The 15,194-nt window shown below is 70.1% G+C and carries 18 protein-coding genes; 11 read left to right on the forward strand and 7 right to left on the reverse strand.

All coding sequences use genetic code 11. From position 1 onward, the window contains the following. Positions 1-9: 9 nt before the first annotated feature. Positions 10-972: a GlxA family transcriptional regulator gene (locus R6V09_RS06530; protein WP_317880371.1), complete on the reverse strand. Its 963-nt coding sequence runs from the start codon at positions 970-972 to the stop codon at positions 10-12. A 115-nt stretch (positions 973-1,087) separates the two neighbouring features. Between R6V09_RS06530 and R6V09_RS06535 the strand changes: the two genes are divergently transcribed. Further along, positions 1,088-1,384 carry a putative quinol monooxygenase gene (locus tag R6V09_RS06535; RefSeq protein WP_317880372.1) on the forward strand — a complete coding sequence of 99 codons (297 nt, stop codon included), beginning with the start codon at positions 1,088-1,090 and terminating at the stop codon, positions 1,382-1,384. Between the two features lie 10 nt (positions 1,385-1,394). Here R6V09_RS06535 and eno read toward each other — a convergent pair whose 3' ends face one another. Continuing rightward, positions 1,395-2,678, reverse strand: coding sequence for a phosphopyruvate hydratase (eno, locus tag R6V09_RS06540; protein WP_317880373.1), 1,284 nt, complete (start codon positions 2,676-2,678; stop codon positions 1,395-1,397). 100 nt (positions 2,679-2,778) lie between these two features. Here eno and R6V09_RS06545 point away from each other — a divergent pair, with 100 nt between their 5' ends. Further along, positions 2,779-3,642 (forward strand): winged helix-turn-helix transcriptional regulator, encoded by an 864-nt coding sequence (locus tag R6V09_RS06545; RefSeq protein WP_317880374.1) that lies wholly within the window; start codon positions 2,779-2,781, stop codon positions 3,640-3,642. Positions 3,643-3,650: 8 nt separating this feature from the next. Here the strand turns inward: R6V09_RS06545 and R6V09_RS06550 are convergent, their stop codons facing one another. Both R6V09_RS06550 and R6V09_RS06555 read right to left on the reverse strand, forming a co-directional pair. Continuing rightward, positions 3,651-4,427, reverse strand: a complete 777-nt coding sequence (locus tag R6V09_RS06550) for an SDR family oxidoreductase (RefSeq protein ID WP_317880375.1) — start codon at positions 4,425-4,427, stop codon at positions 3,651-3,653. Beyond that, positions 4,424-5,263 carry a MerR family transcriptional regulator gene (locus R6V09_RS06555; RefSeq protein ID WP_317880388.1) on the reverse strand — a complete coding sequence of 280 codons (840 nt, stop codon included), beginning with the start codon at positions 5,261-5,263 and terminating at the stop codon, positions 4,424-4,426. The genes R6V09_RS06550 and R6V09_RS06555 overlap by 4 nt, the downstream gene beginning before the upstream one ends. 32 nt (positions 5,264-5,295) lie before the next feature. On the opposite strand from R6V09_RS06555, the gene R6V09_RS06560 reads away from it, so the two are divergent. The 4 genes from R6V09_RS06560 (at position 5,296) to R6V09_RS06575 (ending at position 8,255) form a co-directional block, all read left to right on the forward strand. After that, positions 5,296-5,748 (forward strand): DUF6194 family protein, encoded by a 453-nt coding sequence (locus tag R6V09_RS06560; protein ID WP_317880389.1) that lies wholly within the window; start codon positions 5,296-5,298, stop codon positions 5,746-5,748. An 82-nt stretch (positions 5,749-5,830) separates the two neighbouring features. Next, the gene (locus tag R6V09_RS06565) at positions 5,831-6,556 is read left to right on the forward strand and encodes a metal-dependent hydrolase (RefSeq protein WP_317880376.1); all 726 of its coding nucleotides are present in this window, start codon (positions 5,831-5,833) and stop codon (positions 6,554-6,556) included. Further along, positions 6,553-7,128 carry a helix-turn-helix domain-containing protein gene (locus tag R6V09_RS06570; RefSeq protein WP_317880377.1) on the forward strand — a complete coding sequence of 192 codons (576 nt, stop codon included), beginning with the start codon at positions 6,553-6,555 and terminating at the stop codon, positions 7,126-7,128. The genes R6V09_RS06565 and R6V09_RS06570 overlap by 4 nt, the downstream gene beginning before the upstream one ends. A gap of 65 nt (positions 7,129-7,193) precedes the next feature. Next, positions 7,194-8,255, forward strand: coding sequence for a threonine aldolase family protein (locus R6V09_RS06575; RefSeq protein ID WP_317880378.1), 1,062 nt, complete (start codon positions 7,194-7,196; stop codon positions 8,253-8,255). Between the two features lie 66 nt (positions 8,256-8,321). Here R6V09_RS06575 and R6V09_RS06580 read toward each other — a convergent pair whose 3' ends face one another. Together R6V09_RS06580 and R6V09_RS06585 are read right to left on the reverse strand one after the other, a co-directional pair. Continuing rightward, positions 8,322-9,722 (reverse strand): glutamate decarboxylase, encoded by a 1,401-nt coding sequence (locus tag R6V09_RS06580; protein WP_317880379.1) that lies wholly within the window; start codon positions 9,720-9,722, stop codon positions 8,322-8,324. An 81-nt stretch (positions 9,723-9,803) separates the two neighbouring features. Further along, positions 9,804-10,394 (reverse strand): CGNR zinc finger domain-containing protein, encoded by a 591-nt coding sequence (locus tag R6V09_RS06585; protein ID WP_317880380.1) that lies wholly within the window; start codon positions 10,392-10,394, stop codon positions 9,804-9,806. 26 nt (positions 10,395-10,420) lie between these two features. On the opposite strand from R6V09_RS06585, the gene R6V09_RS06590 reads away from it, so the two are divergent. Genes R6V09_RS06590 through R6V09_RS06600 form a run of 3 tightly spaced genes read left to right on the forward strand, consistent with a single transcriptional unit; the run spans position 10,421 to position 13,496 of the window. Further along, positions 10,421-10,918, forward strand: coding sequence for a GNAT family N-acetyltransferase (locus R6V09_RS06590; RefSeq protein WP_317880381.1), 498 nt, complete (start codon positions 10,421-10,423; stop codon positions 10,916-10,918). Next, the gene (locus R6V09_RS06595) at positions 10,915-12,219 is read left to right on the forward strand and encodes an MFS transporter (RefSeq protein WP_317880382.1); all 1,305 of its coding nucleotides are present in this window, start codon (positions 10,915-10,917) and stop codon (positions 12,217-12,219) included. Before R6V09_RS06590 ends, R6V09_RS06595 begins: the two co-directional genes overlap by 4 nt. After that, complete coding sequence (locus tag R6V09_RS06600) at positions 12,207-13,496, forward strand: MFS transporter (RefSeq protein WP_317880383.1); 1,290 nt, start codon at positions 12,207-12,209, stop codon at positions 13,494-13,496. Before R6V09_RS06595 ends, R6V09_RS06600 begins: the two co-directional genes overlap by 13 nt. Here R6V09_RS06600 and R6V09_RS06605 read toward each other — a convergent pair. Continuing rightward, positions 13,447-14,109 (reverse strand): TMEM175 family protein, encoded by a 663-nt coding sequence (locus R6V09_RS06605; protein ID WP_317880384.1) that lies wholly within the window; start codon positions 14,107-14,109, stop codon positions 13,447-13,449. The two genes, R6V09_RS06600 and R6V09_RS06605, sit on opposite strands and share 50 nt — an antisense overlap. A 197-nt stretch (positions 14,110-14,306) precedes the next feature. Between R6V09_RS06605 and R6V09_RS06610 the strand changes: the two genes are divergently transcribed. Beyond that, positions 14,307-14,774: a cupin domain-containing protein gene (locus R6V09_RS06610; RefSeq protein WP_317880385.1), complete on the forward strand. Its 468-nt coding sequence runs from the start codon at positions 14,307-14,309 to the stop codon at positions 14,772-14,774. A 60-nt stretch (positions 14,775-14,834) separates the two neighbouring features. Then, the coding region (locus R6V09_RS06615; RefSeq protein WP_317880386.1) for an alpha/beta hydrolase fold domain-containing protein at positions 14,835-15,194 on the forward strand (360 nt) is incomplete at its 3' end.

The following is a 15,194-nucleotide window of genomic DNA, read 5'->3' on the forward strand; positions in this document are numbered from 1 at the left end:
GAATCGACGTCACTTGCTGCCGCGGAGGACCGACGTGGTCTTCCCGGTGCGCTCGCGCAGGAGTACGCGCAGGGTGTTGGGGTGCTCGTAGCCGACCCTCCTGGAGATGGTCTCCAGGGACAGACCGGTGGTGCGCAGCAGATGGGAGGCGCGTTCGATTCTCAGGTCCTGGACGAACCGGATCGGCGACGTCCCGACGGTGCGCCGCACGGCACGCTGCAGCGTCCGCTCACTGACCCCGATGGCCCTGGCCGCCTCGGGGATGCCGATGGGCTCGGCCAGGTGCTCGCGGGTCCAGAGTTCGAAGGCCGCGACCGTGGGATCGCTCTGGGCCAGGGCGCTGGGAATCGTGTACGCGGCCTGCGAGGGACGTTCGTCGACCACGAGATAGCGGGCGACCAGGTCGGCGAGCGCGGGACTGGCGGCCCTGACGATCGCCAGCGCGAGATCGACGTGACCGAAGGCCGCGCCCGCGGTGATGACGCCCTCGCAACTGATGACCATCCGGCTGTGATCCAGCTCGACCTTGGGATACCTGTCCCGGAACGCGGGCGACAACCACCAGGTCGTCGTGGCACGCAGCCCGTCCAGCACTCCCGCCTCGGCCAGCAGGAAGGTACCCGCGCACGCCGAGGCGACGGTCGTCCCCCGTGCGCGGGTGCGCGTGATCAGGTCGCGGACGGGCCGGGACACTTCACCGCCCACATGGTCGAGCAGCGCCGAGGGATCGCTCGCCGCGAACGCCGGTACGACCAGGAGGTCCGCCGTGTCCGCCAGTTCAAGTGGCTCGGGCGCCACGAGGAGTCCCGCCCCGGTCCGCGCCTTCGGGCCGGAGCCGACCAGGGTGACCTCCCAGGTGGGCGACGACTCCTGGAGCTGTCCGCCCAGGGCGTTGGCGTTGCTCAGCACGTCCAGGACGGCCGCGAGCCCCGAGTCGAACACTCCGTCGTAGACGACGACCGCTACCTTCATGGCGGTAACGCTATCAACCGTGTCGTTTCCGCCACTGATGTGATCACCGGCCACCGCCATAGGTTCGTGGTGCGCCGGAAGTCCGGCGCTCCGGACGTACACAAGGAGTGGTCACATGAAGGTCGGTCTGCTGGTACGCATCGAGGCCGAGCCGGAGCACGCCGACGAGGTGGAGGCCCTGCTCCGCGGTGCCCAGGAACTGGCGGAGCAGGAACAGGGCACGGTGACGTGGTTCGCGTTCCGCGAGAACGCCACCACCTTCGGGGTGTTCGACACCTTCGAGGACGAGCAGGGGCGGCAGGCGCACCTGACCGGCCAAATCGCCGCCGCACTGGGGGAGATCGCACAGACGAAGCTCAGCGCGCCGCCGGTCGTCGCCCCGGTCGACCTGCTGGGAGTGAAGGTCTCCTGAGGCGGGCGCCTCAGCTGCGCAGTCCCAGCGCCGCCCGCCCCGCGTAGCGTGCCTGAGTGCCCAAGTCCTCCTCGATTCGGATGAGTTGGTTGTACTTGGCGGTGCGGTCGGCGCGGGACAGCGACCCGGTCTTGATCTGGCCGCAGCCGGTGGCGACGGCGAGGTCGGCGATGGTGGTGTCCTCGGTCTCGCCGGAGCGGTGCGACATCACGACGGTGTAGCCGGCGCGGTGGGCGGTGGCGACGGTGGCCAGGGTCTCGGTGAGGGTGCCGATCTGGTTGACCTTCACCAGGATGGAGTTGGCGATCCCGTCCCGGATTCCGGCGCTCAACAGCGTCTCGTTGGTGCAGAAGACGTCGTCACCGGTGAGCTGGCAGCGCTCGCCGAGCCGGGCGGTCAGGTCCCGCCAGCCGTCGTGGTCGTCCTCGGCCATCGGGTCCTCGATCGACGCGATCGGGTAGCGGTCGACCAACTCGGCCAGGTAGTCGGCGTGTTCGGCGGGGGTACGGCGGACGCCCTCTCCCGTGTAGTCGTAGACCCCCTCGCGGAAGAACTCCGACGTGGCGGGGTCCATGACGAGGGTGATGTCGGTGCCGGGCTTGTAGCCGGTGCGTTCGATGGCGTGCAGGACGAAGTCGAGGGCTTCGTCGGCGGTGCGCAGGTCGGGGGCGAAGCCGCCCTCGTCGCCGACGTTCGCGCTGTGGCCGGCGGCGATCAGGTCGCGGCGCAGGGTGTGGAAGACCTCGGAGCCCATGCGGACGGCCTGGGCGAAGGTCGCCGCGCCGATCGGGGCGATCATGAACTCCTGGAAGTCCAGCGGGTTGTCCGCGTGGGCGCCGCCGTTGACGATGTTCATCATCGGTACCGGCAGCAGGCGGGCGTCGACGCCGCCGATGTAGCGGTACAGCGGGAGCCGGTGGGCGGCTGCGGCGGCCTTGGCGGTGGCCAGGGAGACGCCGAGCAGGGCGTTGGCGCCGAGGCGGGACTTGGTGTCGGTGCCGTCGAGTTCGATCATCGTGTGGTCCACGGTCGCCTGGTCCTCGGCGTCGAGTCCGGTCACGGCGTCCGCGATGCTCTCGTTGACGGCGTCGACGGCGCGCCGAACTCCCTTGCCGTGGAAGCGGGTCGGGTCGCCGTCGCGCAGTTCGACCGCTTCCTTGGCCCCGGTGGAGGCGCCCGACGGTACGGCCGCGCGGCCGAGCGATCCGTCCTTGAGCTCCACGTCCACCTCGACGGTCGGGTTGCCCCGGCTGTCGATGATCTCGCGTGCGACGACCCGGCTGATGGCGGTCACGGTGCAACTCCTCACGCAGGGCCCGCGTCCCGGACGTCGGCGGGCGGTAAGTTCCATCATGAAACAAAGTGAGTCCTGAAAGAGAACCTACTATGGGCGCATGAGGAAGCACAACGCCGACGAGACCTGCGGCATCGCCCAGGCCGCCGTGGTCCTGGGCGACTGGTGGAACGTTCTGGTGCTGCGGGAGATCGCCCGCGGCAATGTCCGTTTCGACGCGCTGGCCGCCGGCATCGGCCTGTCCCGCAACGTCCTCACCGAGCGCCTGGGCCGGCTGGTCGCGAGCGGGGTGCTGCACCGCAGCCTCTACCAGCGGCGACCGGTGCGCTACGAGTACGTGCTCACCGATGCCGGGCTCGCGCTGCTGCCCCTGCTCGTCGCCATGCAGGACTGGGGCGACCGGTGGATGCTGGGCGACGGCACCCTCACCGCGACCGCGGCCGAGGACAGCGCCGAACACGCCCGCGTGCACGCCCTGCCCGGCACCCGCCTGCCCGACGACCTTCAACTCCCCGGCACCCAGGGCGCGGACCTGCCGGTTGTGTCACCGGACGCCGCCGCGACGGTGCTGTTCACCTACCCCGGCACGGGCGTCGAGTGGGGCGAGCCGCCGATCCCTGGGGCCGAGGGCTGCACACTGGAGAACCGGCTCTTCCGCGACGCGTGGCCCGACTTCCGCCGGGCGGGCGTGGACGTGCGCGGAATCAGCACCCAACTCCCGTACGAGCAGGCAGAGTTCGCCCGCGCGGAGGAGATCCCGTACCCGCTGCTCTCCGACGCCGCCCAGCAACTCGCCGCCGCCCTGCGACTGCCGACCTTCCGCGGCGCCGGCCGGTTGCGCCACAAACGCCTGATCCTGATCGTCGACGCCGAACGGACCGTACGGCACACGCTGTTCCCGATCACCGACATCCCGCACGCGGTCAAGGAGAGCCTGCGCCTGGCCGCGGACTGCGCCCGGTGACACATGCGCTACGCGAAACCCCCGTTGCTCAGGAGGAGTTGGCCGTTGATCCACTGACCCTCCGGCGAGCAGAGGAAGTCGACGAGGTGGGCGGTGTCCCGTGGCGTGCCGAGACGGTTGAGCGGTGTCTGCCGCAGAACCTGCCCCCGCCCCTCCTCGGTCATCCAACCGGTGTCCACCGGGCCCGGGTTGACGACGTTGGCGGTGATCCCGAGGTGGGCGAACTCGTGGGCGGCGGCCAGGGTGATGCGGTCCAGGGCGCCTTTGCTCGCGCCGTAGGGGAGGTTGTGCACGGTGTGGTCGCTGGTCAGCGCGATGATCCGGCCGCTGCCCGGGGCGGCGGCGAACCGTCGGCCGTACTCGCGGATCAGCAGCCAGGTGGCACGCGCGTTGACCGCGAAGTGCCGGTCGAAACTCTCGACGGTGGTGTCGAGCAGACCGGAGTCGACCGACTCGCAGTGGCACATCACCAAGGCGGTGACGCCGCCCGGCCCGCGTCCGACCTCGTCGAAGACACGGGCCGGGGTCTCCGGGTCGGACAGGTCCGCCTCGACGGCGATGGTCGCGGCGCCGTGTTCCTTGAGCGCCTCGGTGATGGCCGACGCCGCGCCGGACTCGGCACCCCAGGACATGCGCTCGTCGTAGGGAGTCCAGTAGGTGAAGGCGATGTCCCAGCCGGAGGCCGCCAGCCGGAGGGCGATTCCCGCACCGATACCGACGGTGCGCCCCACTCCGGTGACGAGCGCGAGCGGGCGGATGGACGGGTGGTCGGTGCTCGTCGTCATGGTCCGAAATCGTTCAGGACGGACGCGGGAGCGGCAACTGCCTTTTCCTGGCGGCCGGTTGGTGGAGTGGGTGCGCAGGTCTCCGGTTCGTGAGCGGCTGTGATGACGGCTGCCAGGTCCGCGCCCGCCCGGAGGAGTCCCACCGTCCGTACGGCGATCCCGTCGAGGCGTTCTCGCAGGACGCGCCGGGCCTCTCCCCGCCCGTCGAGCCGGTGCAGGGAGCGGATGATCTCCCGCACCGCGGGAACGCTGTGGCCGGTGCCACGCAGGGCCGTGACGATGCGGGCCGCTCTGATGGCCGACAGGTCATAGCGCCGCGCTCGTCGAGAGGTCACGCGTTCGGGGGTGACGAGCCCTTCCTGCTCCCAGAACCGCAGAGTCGAGGGACGCACACCGAGGGCTCTGGAGAGTTCGGTGATCGTCATGGCGTCACCGTCCCGCTCCAGAGCCGGTGAGTTCGCCTCGTCCTGGATCGCATGCAACGCCTGCTGGGCGCGCAGGGTCTCCTCGCGTTCCCGCGCGAGCCGGACATGGACCTCGTTGATCACCGAGGCCGCCTCCACGAGCGTCTTCGTCCGCAACTCCGCGAGCATCCGCCGGGCGAGGACCGGGCCCACCGAGCCCGCGAGCCCTCGATAGGCGCGCAGGGCCCGCACATGCGAAGGCGCGTAGGAGCGGTAACCGTTGTCCGACCGGGTGGCCGGCGGGATGACTCCCAACCGCTCCAGATCGCGCACCTGTTGCAGTGAGTACCCCGACTCGCGTGCCACATCGGCGGTCCTGAGTGTCCCGCGCCGCGCACCACTCGCCGCCTCGCCCATCGCCCAACCCCACATAAGCACTTGAAGATGATGCTTGAACCATGAGTATGGAACAGATCATCGCAGCCGTACGAGACTTCCCCGGCGCGCTCGTGCTGGTACCGGGGCCGGGCGGCGACTTCCCCGAACTCGCCTGGGGGGACGCGTTCTTCTACTGCGCCCCCGACGGCCGACTGCCGCGGAACACCCAGCCGTACGGCACCGTCGTCACCAAGAACCTCCCTGGCGACACCGCGTCCGACCTCGACCCTCCGGGCCGGTGGCGCGTCAACATCCACGTCGGCCGTACGACGCTCAGCGAACTCACGGGGGAGGAGCCGCGTGATCACGCCGTCGCCGACACGTTGCTGCCGCACCCGGTGTACGGACCACACGGCTGGGTCTGCGTCGTCAATCCCGGCCCGAGGACGACGGACACGGTCCTACGGCTGCTGCGTGGCGCCCATGACGACGCCCGCGCTCGGTTCGCGCGTCGTCACGACCACGGTGACGGGAGTTGAGCGCAGGGTTGTCGCTCCCGCCGGTGTTTAGTAAAACGAACGATGCGTTCACCATTTCCCGAGAGTTCGGTATAGTGAACGCATGGTTCATTCAATCGCGGCTTCTCGGGAGAGCGCGCAGATCAGCGCCTACCTCGATGACACCTACTTGGAGCAGGTCGACACGCAGGTCATCGCGGTCGGCGAGAGGGACGGGACACCCTGGGTCGCCGTCGAGGACTGTCTGTTCCATCCGCAGGGCGGGGGCCAGCCCGCCGACCGGGGGTGGCTGGAGGACAGGGAGATCGTCCCGGTCCGGGACCATGACTCGGGACTGGTCGTGGCGACGGCGGCGGTGGGCGACGGACTTCCGTCCCTTGCCGTGGGGGAGCGGGTGCGAGCTCGGATCGACCTTGAGGCCCGGATGCTGTACGCCGCGCTGCACACCGCCGGACACCTCGTCGAGGCGGTCGGGCGGACGCAGGGCTGGGAGATGGTCGGCAGCATCCACTTCCCCGGGCAGGCCCGCATCGAGTTCCAGGCGCCGCACACGGACGCGCGGCTGGTCGATCCTGACGGGCGGGAGGAGGTGACCGCCGCGCTCCGTGACGGGGTGGCGGCTGCCGTCGCCGACGACCTGCCGGTCTCCGCGCGGTACCTGTCCGACGGGCGGCGCGTGGTGCATCTGGACACGCTGCACGCCGCGCCGTGCGGGGGCACGCATGTGCGCAGCCTCGGGGACCTCGCCGAGCTGGTGCTGCCGACGCTGAAGGTCAAGAAGGGCCGTATCCGCGTGTCCTACTCCGCGACCCACCGGAGCCCTCGATGACGCCCCCGCCGTCCGGCCGCCGGCCGGTGAGCAGCACAGCCGCCGCGGTCGGTGCGAAGATCCGGCTGCGGCGCCAGCAGCGCGGGATGAGTGCCGCGGAGATGGCCCGGCGCGCCGGTCTGAGCAAGGCCACGCTGTCGCAACTGGAGGCCGGGAACGGCAATCCGACGATCGACACCCTGGACGCCATCGCGATCGCCCTGCGCATCCCGATCGCCGACCTCCTGGCGCGGGACGCCGATACAGGGCCGGTGTTCCGGCCGGCCACGGACATCGAGCCCGGCGAGGTCTCCCGCGAACTGCTGCGCCGTATCAGCAGCGGCAACAGCCTGGAGATCTGGCGGCTGCGCATTCCGCCCGAGACGGAGTTGGCCGGCGTGCCGCACGCCACCGGCACGATCGAGCACCTGCTCATCGCCACCGGGTACGTCACCGCCGGACCCGTCGACGCCCCGCAGGACCTGGGCCCAGGCGACATGCTCGCCTTCGCCGGAGACGCCCCGCACTTCTACCGCACCGGCGCCGAGGAGGTCGACATCACCGTCGTCTTCGCCTCCCCGATCAGCACCTGAAATCCCTGAGACCGACCGCCAAGAGTCGACAGTTCTGAGACGCCTGAGACCTAGGAAGACCCCTCATGAGCACCGCCATCGCCACCACCCCCTCCAGCCGTGCCTTCATCAGCGACAACATGGCCGGAGCCTCCCCGGAGATAGCCCGGGCCGTCGCCGACGCTGCGGCCGGACAGGTTCTGCCGTACGGCAACGACCCCTTCACCGACAGGGCCCGCCGCAGGCTCGGCGAGATCTTCGAGCGGGACGTCGACGTCTTCCCGGTCTCCACCGGGTCCGCCGCCAACGGTCTGAGCCTGGCCGCCCTCACCCCGCCGTGGGGCAGCGTGCTCTCGCACCCGGAGAGCCACATCAACACCGATGAGTGCGGTGCTCCGGAGTTCTTCACCGACGGCGCCAAACTGGTCGGTGTCCCCGGCCCCGACAGCAAGATCGACCCCGACGCGCTGGAGACCGCGGTGCGCCGCCGGGCCGGCGACGTCCACAGTGTGCAGCCGTCCGTGGTGAGCATCAGCCAGGCCACCGAGAGCGGCAGCGTCTACACGCTGGAGGAGATCCGCCGGCTGGCCGCCATCGCGAAGGACGCGGGACTGCGCGTCCACATGGACGGCGCGCGCTTCGCCAACGCCTTGGACCAACTCGGCGCCATCCCGGCCGAGATGACCTGGAAGGCCGGTGTCGACGTCCTGTCCTTCGGCGCCACGAAGAACGGCGCGATGACCGCCGACGCCATCGTCTCCTTCGATCCCGCACTCGCCACCGAACTCGCCTTCCGCGCCAAGCGCGCGGGCCAACTCACCTCCAAGATGCGGTTCCAGACGGCCCAGCTCGACGCGTACCTCACCGACGGTCTGTGGCTGCGCAACGCCCGCCAGGCCAACGAGATGGCCACCCGCCTCGGCGACGGCCTCAAGTCCATTGCCGGAGCGGGCCTGTTGGCCACCCCGCAGGCCAACATCCTCTTCTGCCGCCTGCCCCAGCACGTCACCGAAGGACTCCTCGCCGAGGGCTACGCCTTCTACCACGACCGCTGGGAACCGGGCATCGTCCGGTTCGTCACCGCGTTCTCGCATCGCGCCGACGACATCGACCAACTCCTCGACGCGGTCCGCCGCCACACCCGCTGATCCACGGCGGCGGGACCGACGAACTCCGTTTCCTTCAGGGCGAGTTGACGCCGACCGGCCGCCTTGTCAGACGGTGACGAGTGGCTTGAGCGGCGGTGCGGGTGTCGGCAGGACGGTGTGCAGGTTCCGGGTGACCTCGGTCAGGTCGGTGATGAACATGCCGGCGAGTTCGGCGGTGAACCCGGTACGCACCACCAGCCGCAGGACCGAGACGTCCTGGCACGGGGCGGGGAAACTGTAGGCGGGCAGATGCCAGCCGCGGGCGCGCATGCCGTGGGAGACGTCGAACACGGTGAAGCCCTGCGTGCCGGGGGTCAACCGGAAGGCGAACGCCGGGAGTTCGGAGCCGTCGGTGACCAGCTCGTAGGGGGCGATCGTCCGGATGCGCGCGGCGAGGGCGCGGGCGGTGGTCCGGCTCTGGGCCGCCAGATCCCGCAGCCCCTCGAAGCCGTAGCGGAGGAAGCTGTAGTACTGCGCGACGACATGCGCCCCCGGGCGGGAGAAGTTGAGCGTGAAGCTGGGGGAGCTGCCGCCGAGGTAGTCGACCTCGAACACCAGGTCGTCCGGGAGGGCTTCGGCGTCGCGCCACAACGCCCAGCCCAGGCCGGGGAAGACATGCCCGTACTTGTGTCCCGAGGTGTTGATGGAGGCGACCCGTTCGAGCTGGAAGTCCCACATGAGGGCCGGGTCGAGGAACGGGGCGACCATGGCGCCGGACGCGCCGTCGACATGCACGGGGATGTCGGTGCCGGTGGCGGCCTGGTATCCGTCCAGGGCCATGCAGATGTCCGCGACGGGCTCGTAGGAGCCGTCGAACGTGGAGCCGAGGATCGCCACGACGCCGATGGTGTTGTCGTCGCAGTAGGCGGTCAGTGCGTCGGCGGTGAGGTGGTAGCGGCCCGGCTCCATCGGGACGTAACGCGGCTCCACCTCGAAGTAGTTGGCGAACTTCTTCCAGCACACCTGGACGTTCGCGCCCATGACGAGGTTCGGACGCGCGGTGTCCTTGCCCTGGGCGCGCCGGCGTTCCTGCCAGCGGCGCTTGAGTGCGAGTCCGCCGAGCATGGCGGCCTCGCTGGAGCCGGTGGTGGAGCAGCCGCGGACCTGCTCCGGGTGCGGTGCGTGCCAGAGCCGCGCGAGCATCCGTACGCAGCGCTCCTCCATGGCGGTGATCTGCGGGTACTCGGCGCGGTCGGCGAGGTTCTTCTCGGCGGTCTCCGCCATCAACTCCCTTGCCTGCGGCTCCATCCACGTCGTCACGAAGGTGGCGAGATTGAGGCGTGCGTTGCCGTCGAGCATCAGCTCGTCGCGTACACGGCGGCAGATCAGGTCGGGCGAGGACGACGTCTCGGGCAGTTCGTCGACCGGCAGCAGGAGGTCGACGGCGGCCGGCTGTCCGGCGCGGCGGGAGACGGTCAGGGTGTCGGACTCGGCTTCGGGCATGACGGCGGTATGCGGGATGGGCATGAGTGTGGGAATGCCTTTCTGGTCCGTGCGGCCCCGTGCATTCCGACGCTAGATCGCCGAGCGGTACGACGTATTTGGCGATTACACCGATCCAGTGATCGATTTGCGCACTGATGAACTGGATTTTCCCTTGTACATACTGGATGCCTCCTTTTCCTGACCGCGGGCCCGGTGCCTGCGTACCGCGTCGCGGTTGGCGCAGAGTTGGGTGCAGTAGCGCTGCCGCCCCGTGCGGGAGGTGTCCGCGAAGACCGTGCCGCACTCGGTCACGGCGCAGCGCCGGAGGCGGTGCATTCCGCGTCCCGCGAGATGCAGTGCCGTACCCACCGAGATCAGGGAGAACAGCACATCGCCGAGCGGCTTCCGGTCGTCGCGGTAGTGGAGGTGCCAGCCGCTGCCCGCGTGGTCGGTCATCCGGGGATAGGCGGCGGCCTCCTCCAGCATCCGGTTGACCAGCTCCGCGCGCGCCTGCTCGTCGGTGGCGTCGACGACCTTCTCCCACGACTCCAGCGCGTACCGGGCGCGGTCGAAGTCCTGCGCGGTCGTCGGCCGCTCCAGCACCAGACCGGCGGCACGGCATCGGTCCGCGAGTTCCTCGGCGTCGGCGGGGGGCCGGTTGACCAGATCGGCGGCCAGGTTCACGGCATCCTCGCCGTAAGGGTTGAGGTGCATAAGACCATTACAGCAGTCTGATCGCCATGCGACAACGCGACAACACAGACCCGTCCCGGGTGCGGCAGGCCGTGGAGTACGACCTCGTGGAGCTCATACGGCTACGGGCGCTGCTGTTCGAGGACTTGGGCGGCGACTTCTTCAACCCCGCGTCGGCGGACGGCGATTGGCTGGACGCCCTGGCCGTGGTGCTCAAGGAACAGTTGACCGCGGACACCGTGCGCATCCTCGTCGTGGACGGCGACGGCGGCACCCTCGCAGCCTGCGGCATCGGCACCGTCGAGCAGCGACTGCCCGGCCCGCACCTGCGCAACGGCCGGATCGGGCACGTACTCGGCGTGGTCACCGACCCGGCCCACCGGCGACGCGGGCACAGCCGCTCGATCATGCGAGGCCTGCTCGGCTGGTTCCGCGACGCAGGCGTCGCCCGGGTCGACCTGCACGCCTCCGCCGAAGGCGAGCCGCTGTACCGCGACCTCGGTTTCACCGAACACCCGGACCCCGCCCTGTACTGGCGCCCGTGATCGGCCGGGGCAAAGACACACGCCACCAGGACGACGCCACGCGCTACCGGTGGACCGTCCTCGCCGTCGCCACCTTCACCCAGGCCGCGGCAGGCTTCTTCGTACAGGGCATCGGCGCGATGGGCATCGTCCTGCAACACGAACTCAGCCTGAGCACAACGCAGTTGGGCCTGCTGATCTCGGCGGCCCAGTTCGCCCCGCTGGCAGGGCTCACGATCGCGGGGGAGTTGCTGGACCGCTACGACGAGCGATGGGTCGTAGGAGCGGGCGCCTGCGTGGTCGGCATGGCGCTCGGCGTGGGAAGCCTGGCGCCCGGATACGCCTCGCTGCTCTGCGTGTTGCTGGTCGTCGGCGCCGGATACAGCACCGTGCAACCCGGCGGGAGCAAGTCGGTGGCGTCCTGGTTCGACGCGTCCCAACGGGGGTTCGCGATGGGTGTCCGCCAGGCGGGCCTGCCACTGGGCGCGGCGCTCGCCTCGGCCGTACTCCCCGTTCTCGCCGACGCTTTCGGCCGGCGGGCGGCGCTCCTGGCCGGCGGCCTGGTCGCACTGCTCGGAGCCGCCGCCTTCATGGGCCTCTATCGCCGACCACCCGGCCAAGTCGCCCTCAACGCAAGGGAGTTGCACAGCTCCCCGGAGACGGGACGCGGTACCCGTCTGCGTCTGCTCCGGGAACCGGCCATGGCGAGGATCATGCTCTCCGGGGCGAGCCTGATCTCGGTGCAGTGCGGCGTCGGCATCCTGACCGTGCTCTACCTCCACGACGTGGCGTCCGTCGGGGCGGGCCCGGCCGCCCTGGTGCTGGTCGTGGTCCAGATCGCGGGCGTCGCCGGACGTGTCGTCCTCGCCGCCCGGAGCGACCGCCGCGCATCCGGGCGCTACGCCACCGTCCGCCTCTGCATGGTCGCCGTCATCGCGGGGATGGCCGTACTGCTGACCCCGCCGGGCCGGTCAACGGCCGTGGCCTGCTGCGCTCTTGTCTGGCTCGGGTTCTTCGGATTCGGCTGGTACGGCCCATGGGTCGCCCATGTGACCGAGTCGGCGCCCCCGGGCCGGACGGGGTTCGCCCTGGGCCTGGCGATGTCCGTCAACCAGATCGCCATCGTCGCCGTACCGCCCGTGCTCGGCCTCCTGACGGACCTCACCGGAGGCTTCGCGGCGGCCTGGGGGCTCCTGACCGCGATGGTCCTCGTGGCCCTGACGGTCTCGGCCCGCGCGGAGCGTGACCGCCGGCCGAACCGCCTCACACCGGGCCGCGACCACAACTGCCCGGAAACCGGAACCACTTCGTGCCCAAGCTGATCCCCGACGGCCGACCGCAGCGGGTGCTCGTCGCCTCGAATCTCATCTACACGATGGGCAGCGGCCTCTACCTGACGGCCGGAGTCCCGTACTTCACCCAGGCGGTGCGGCTGCCGGCGGGGCAGGTGGGGCTCGGCCTCGGCATCGCCGGACTCCTCGCACCGGCCGTCGGTATCGCCGTCGGTCACCTCGTCGACGTGCATGGCGCCCGTGGCGTCTACATGACCACGCTGCTGGTGCAGGCGCTGGCCACCGCCGGGTTCGTACTGGCCGACGGCTTCTGGTCGTTCGTCCTCGTGATCGGCCCGGCCGCCGCGGCCAAGGCCGCCGGACTCGCCGCACGCACCCCGCTCATCAGGCACTACGGAGGAGACCGGCCGCAGGAGTTCCGCGCCCTGCTGCGTGCCGTCACCAACGTCGGGATCTCCGTCGGCGCGGTGGGCGCCGGCTGGATCGTCCAGGTGGGCACCCTGAACGCCTATCGGTGCATGGTCGTCGGCAACGCGCTCGCGTTCGCCTGCTCGGCGGCGACACTGTTCCTGCTGCCGCCCGTCGCGCCCGGACCCGTGACGGACAGCCCCCGATGGCGCGCCCTGCGGGACCGTCCCTACCTCCTGCTGACCGTTCTCGACGGCGTGATGGCCATCCAGTTCAAGGTCCTCACCGTGGCCGTTCCGCTCTGGTTGATCGGCGCCACCACCGCACCGCACTGGCTCATCTCGGGCACGATGCTCACCGGCACGGTCATCGTCGTCGCCTTTCAGGTACGGGCCGGCCGCGGCGTCGACTCTCCCGTGGCCGGTGGACGCGCCTACCGTCGAGCGGGCGTGGCCTTCCTCGTCGCCTGCGCACTGATCTCACTCTCGGCGGGGGTTCCGCCGCGGGCGGCCACGACGCTGCTCATCACCGCGGTGGTCATCCACACGGTCGGCGAACTGTGGCACGCCGCGGCCGGCTTCGAGGTGTCCTTCGCACTCGCCCCGCGAGACGCCACAGGCCAGTACCTGGGAGTGTTCGGCCTGGGGGCGGGCCTGGCCGAGGCGTTCGGCCCGGGACTGCTCATCGCGCTGTGCATCACCTGGGGGCGCCCCGGCTGGTACGTGGTCGGCGCACTGTTCCTGCTCACCGGCCTGGCAGCACCTCCCGCAGTCCGCCTGGCGCTACGACACCAGCACACTCGACAGGCTCACGTCGAGCCGTCGGTTTCGCCGGCCGACGTCCTTCGGCTCAGTCGGCCGAGGGGCGGTGCCCGGAGCGGTCCCGGCGCCTCGCGATGACCGATTCGGTGACCGGCACCACGATCCAGCAGAGGTAGGCCCAGTGGGTGACGAGCGAGACCGGGATCGACACCAGGAAGCCCACCGCGACCATGCCGATCCCGCGGATCGTCCGGGAGAACAGCTCGGGCGGAGTGCCGGTGCGGTAGAGGTCGTCACGACGGACTTCGTTGACCATCAGTATGAACAGGAGACAGGCCGCGAACTGCACGACGGCGTAGAAGACGAACCGGGCCTGGAACGCTCCGTGCCCGCCGATCACGTCGGTCGCGAACGGGGTGATCACCAGCATGAGCAGCCAGTACATGGTCAGGGACGTCAACTTGCCGTTCGACGCCGTGACATAGCGGAACACCCGGTGGTGGGAGCGCCAGTGCGCGGCGATCACCACAAAGCTGATCATGAACGCCAGATAGCTCTCCCGGTGGTCCGTGGCCGAGTGCCACAGCTCGGAGTTGGTCGAGCCCTCCGGTACCGGCAGCTCCAGAGCCAACAGCGTGAGCGCGATGGCGACCACCGCGTCCCCGAAGAACGTGAGTCGCTCGGCGGAGACCGCCCGGATCTCCATGTCCTCGTCCTCGGACGGCAGTTCTTGATCAGTCGAGACGTTCATGGCAGCAGAGAATGCCACAAGACGATGACCTTCCCGGACGCGCGTGACACCTCGGGCCGGATCCGGGGGAGTGGTACTGCTGGTCCTACCCGCACGCCTGGCGGCCGGCGTGGAGCCGAGAGGATCATCGGACCGAGCGAGTCATCCCCGTGAACGCGCAGCACAGGACGCAGCCCGGACGCAGAACGGACACCGTCATGACCTTGGCCTACCTCGCACAGCCCGAGCAGCAGCAGAAACTCGAATGGCTCGACGGCGGTGAGTTCGCCGTGCTCCTGGACGCGGCGGCCACCGGCGGACAGTTGACCGTGGGACGGTTCTCCGTCGCCAAGGGCGAGGCGCCGCCCTACCACGTGCACACACGCGAGGACGAGGTCTTCATGCTGATCAAAGGCAGTGCGCTGCTGTGGTGCGACGACGAGGAGATGGAGCTGTCGGAGGGCGGCATCGTCTTCCTTCCGCGCAACGTCCCGCACGGCTACCGGATCACCTCCGACACGGCAGACCTCCTCATGATCTGCACACCCGGCGGCATCGAGGGCATGTTCCGCCACGCGGGACGCGACCTGACGACCCCGCGCCCCGAGGGCTTCGAGATCTCCCGGGACCTCATGGCGGAGGCCGCCGACAGGTATGGCCAGATCGTCGTCGGTCCGCCGCGCTGACCGGCGGCTCACCCACAGCTCCCCCTCACGGCTTTCACCGGAACCACGAAAGGCACGGCCATGTCCCGGCAACAGCGCCAGGCCCTCGACGAAATGCTGCGGCACGGTCCGCTCGACCTCGGAGGCGACGTCGCCGAACAGCGCGCCGTCTTCGCCGAGATGATGGCGTCCATCCCGTTGCCTCCCGACGTCTCGACCACGGTGGGCGAACTGGGCGGCGTACCCGTAGTCACCGTCGAGACCCCGGCGAGCGATCCGGCGACCGTGGTCCTGTACCTGCACGGCGGGGCCTACGCCATCGGCTCGGCGGCCGACGCCGTGGGGCTGGCCGCCGAGATCGTCCGGCGCACCGACGCCCGCGCCGTGTGCGTCGACTACCGGCTGGCCCCCGAGCACCCGTTCCCCGCGGCGGTCGACGAC

The sequence above is a fragment of the Streptomyces sp. W16 genome (assembly GCF_033194735.1).
Taxonomy (GTDB): domain Bacteria; phylum Actinomycetota; class Actinomycetes; order Streptomycetales; family Streptomycetaceae; genus Streptomyces.

What these genes read in the sequence shown, in the direction of transcription:
- R6V09_RS06530 (WP_317880371.1), bottom strand. Translation starts at nt 972, where the DNA reads ATGAAGGTAGCGGTCGTCGTCTACGACGGAGTGTTCGACTCGGGGCTC.
- R6V09_RS06555 (WP_317880388.1), bottom strand. Translation starts at nt 5,263, where the DNA reads ATGTGGGGTTGGGCGATGGGCGAGGCGGCGAGTGGTGCGCGGCGCGGG.
- R6V09_RS06535 (WP_317880372.1), top strand. Translation starts at nt 1,088, where the DNA reads ATGAAGGTCGGTCTGCTGGTACGCATCGAGGCCGAGCCGGAGCACGCC.
- R6V09_RS06605 (WP_317880384.1), bottom strand. Translation starts at nt 14,109, where the DNA reads ATGAACGTCTCGACTGATCAAGAACTGCCGTCCGAGGACGAGGACATG.
- R6V09_RS06590 (WP_317880381.1), top strand. Translation starts at nt 10,421, where the DNA reads ATGCGACAACGCGACAACACAGACCCGTCCCGGGTGCGGCAGGCCGTG.
- R6V09_RS06585 (WP_317880380.1), bottom strand. Translation starts at nt 10,394, where the DNA reads ATGCACCTCAACCCTTACGGCGAGGATGCCGTGAACCTGGCCGCCGAT.
- R6V09_RS06560 (WP_317880389.1), top strand. Translation starts at nt 5,296, where the DNA reads ATGGAACAGATCATCGCAGCCGTACGAGACTTCCCCGGCGCGCTCGTG.
- R6V09_RS06610 (WP_317880385.1), top strand. Translation starts at nt 14,307, where the DNA reads ATGACCTTGGCCTACCTCGCACAGCCCGAGCAGCAGCAGAAACTCGAA.
- R6V09_RS06570 (WP_317880377.1), top strand. Translation starts at nt 6,553, where the DNA reads ATGACGCCCCCGCCGTCCGGCCGCCGGCCGGTGAGCAGCACAGCCGCC.
- R6V09_RS06565 (WP_317880376.1), top strand. Translation starts at nt 5,831, where the DNA reads ATGGTTCATTCAATCGCGGCTTCTCGGGAGAGCGCGCAGATCAGCGCC.
- R6V09_RS06550 (WP_317880375.1), bottom strand. Translation starts at nt 4,427, where the DNA reads ATGACGACGAGCACCGACCACCCGTCCATCCGCCCGCTCGCGCTCGTC.
- R6V09_RS06545 (WP_317880374.1), top strand. Translation starts at nt 2,779, where the DNA reads ATGAGGAAGCACAACGCCGACGAGACCTGCGGCATCGCCCAGGCCGCC.
- R6V09_RS06580 (WP_317880379.1), bottom strand. Translation starts at nt 9,722, where the DNA reads ATGCCCATCCCGCATACCGCCGTCATGCCCGAAGCCGAGTCCGACACC.
- R6V09_RS06575 (WP_317880378.1), top strand. Translation starts at nt 7,194, where the DNA reads ATGAGCACCGCCATCGCCACCACCCCCTCCAGCCGTGCCTTCATCAGC.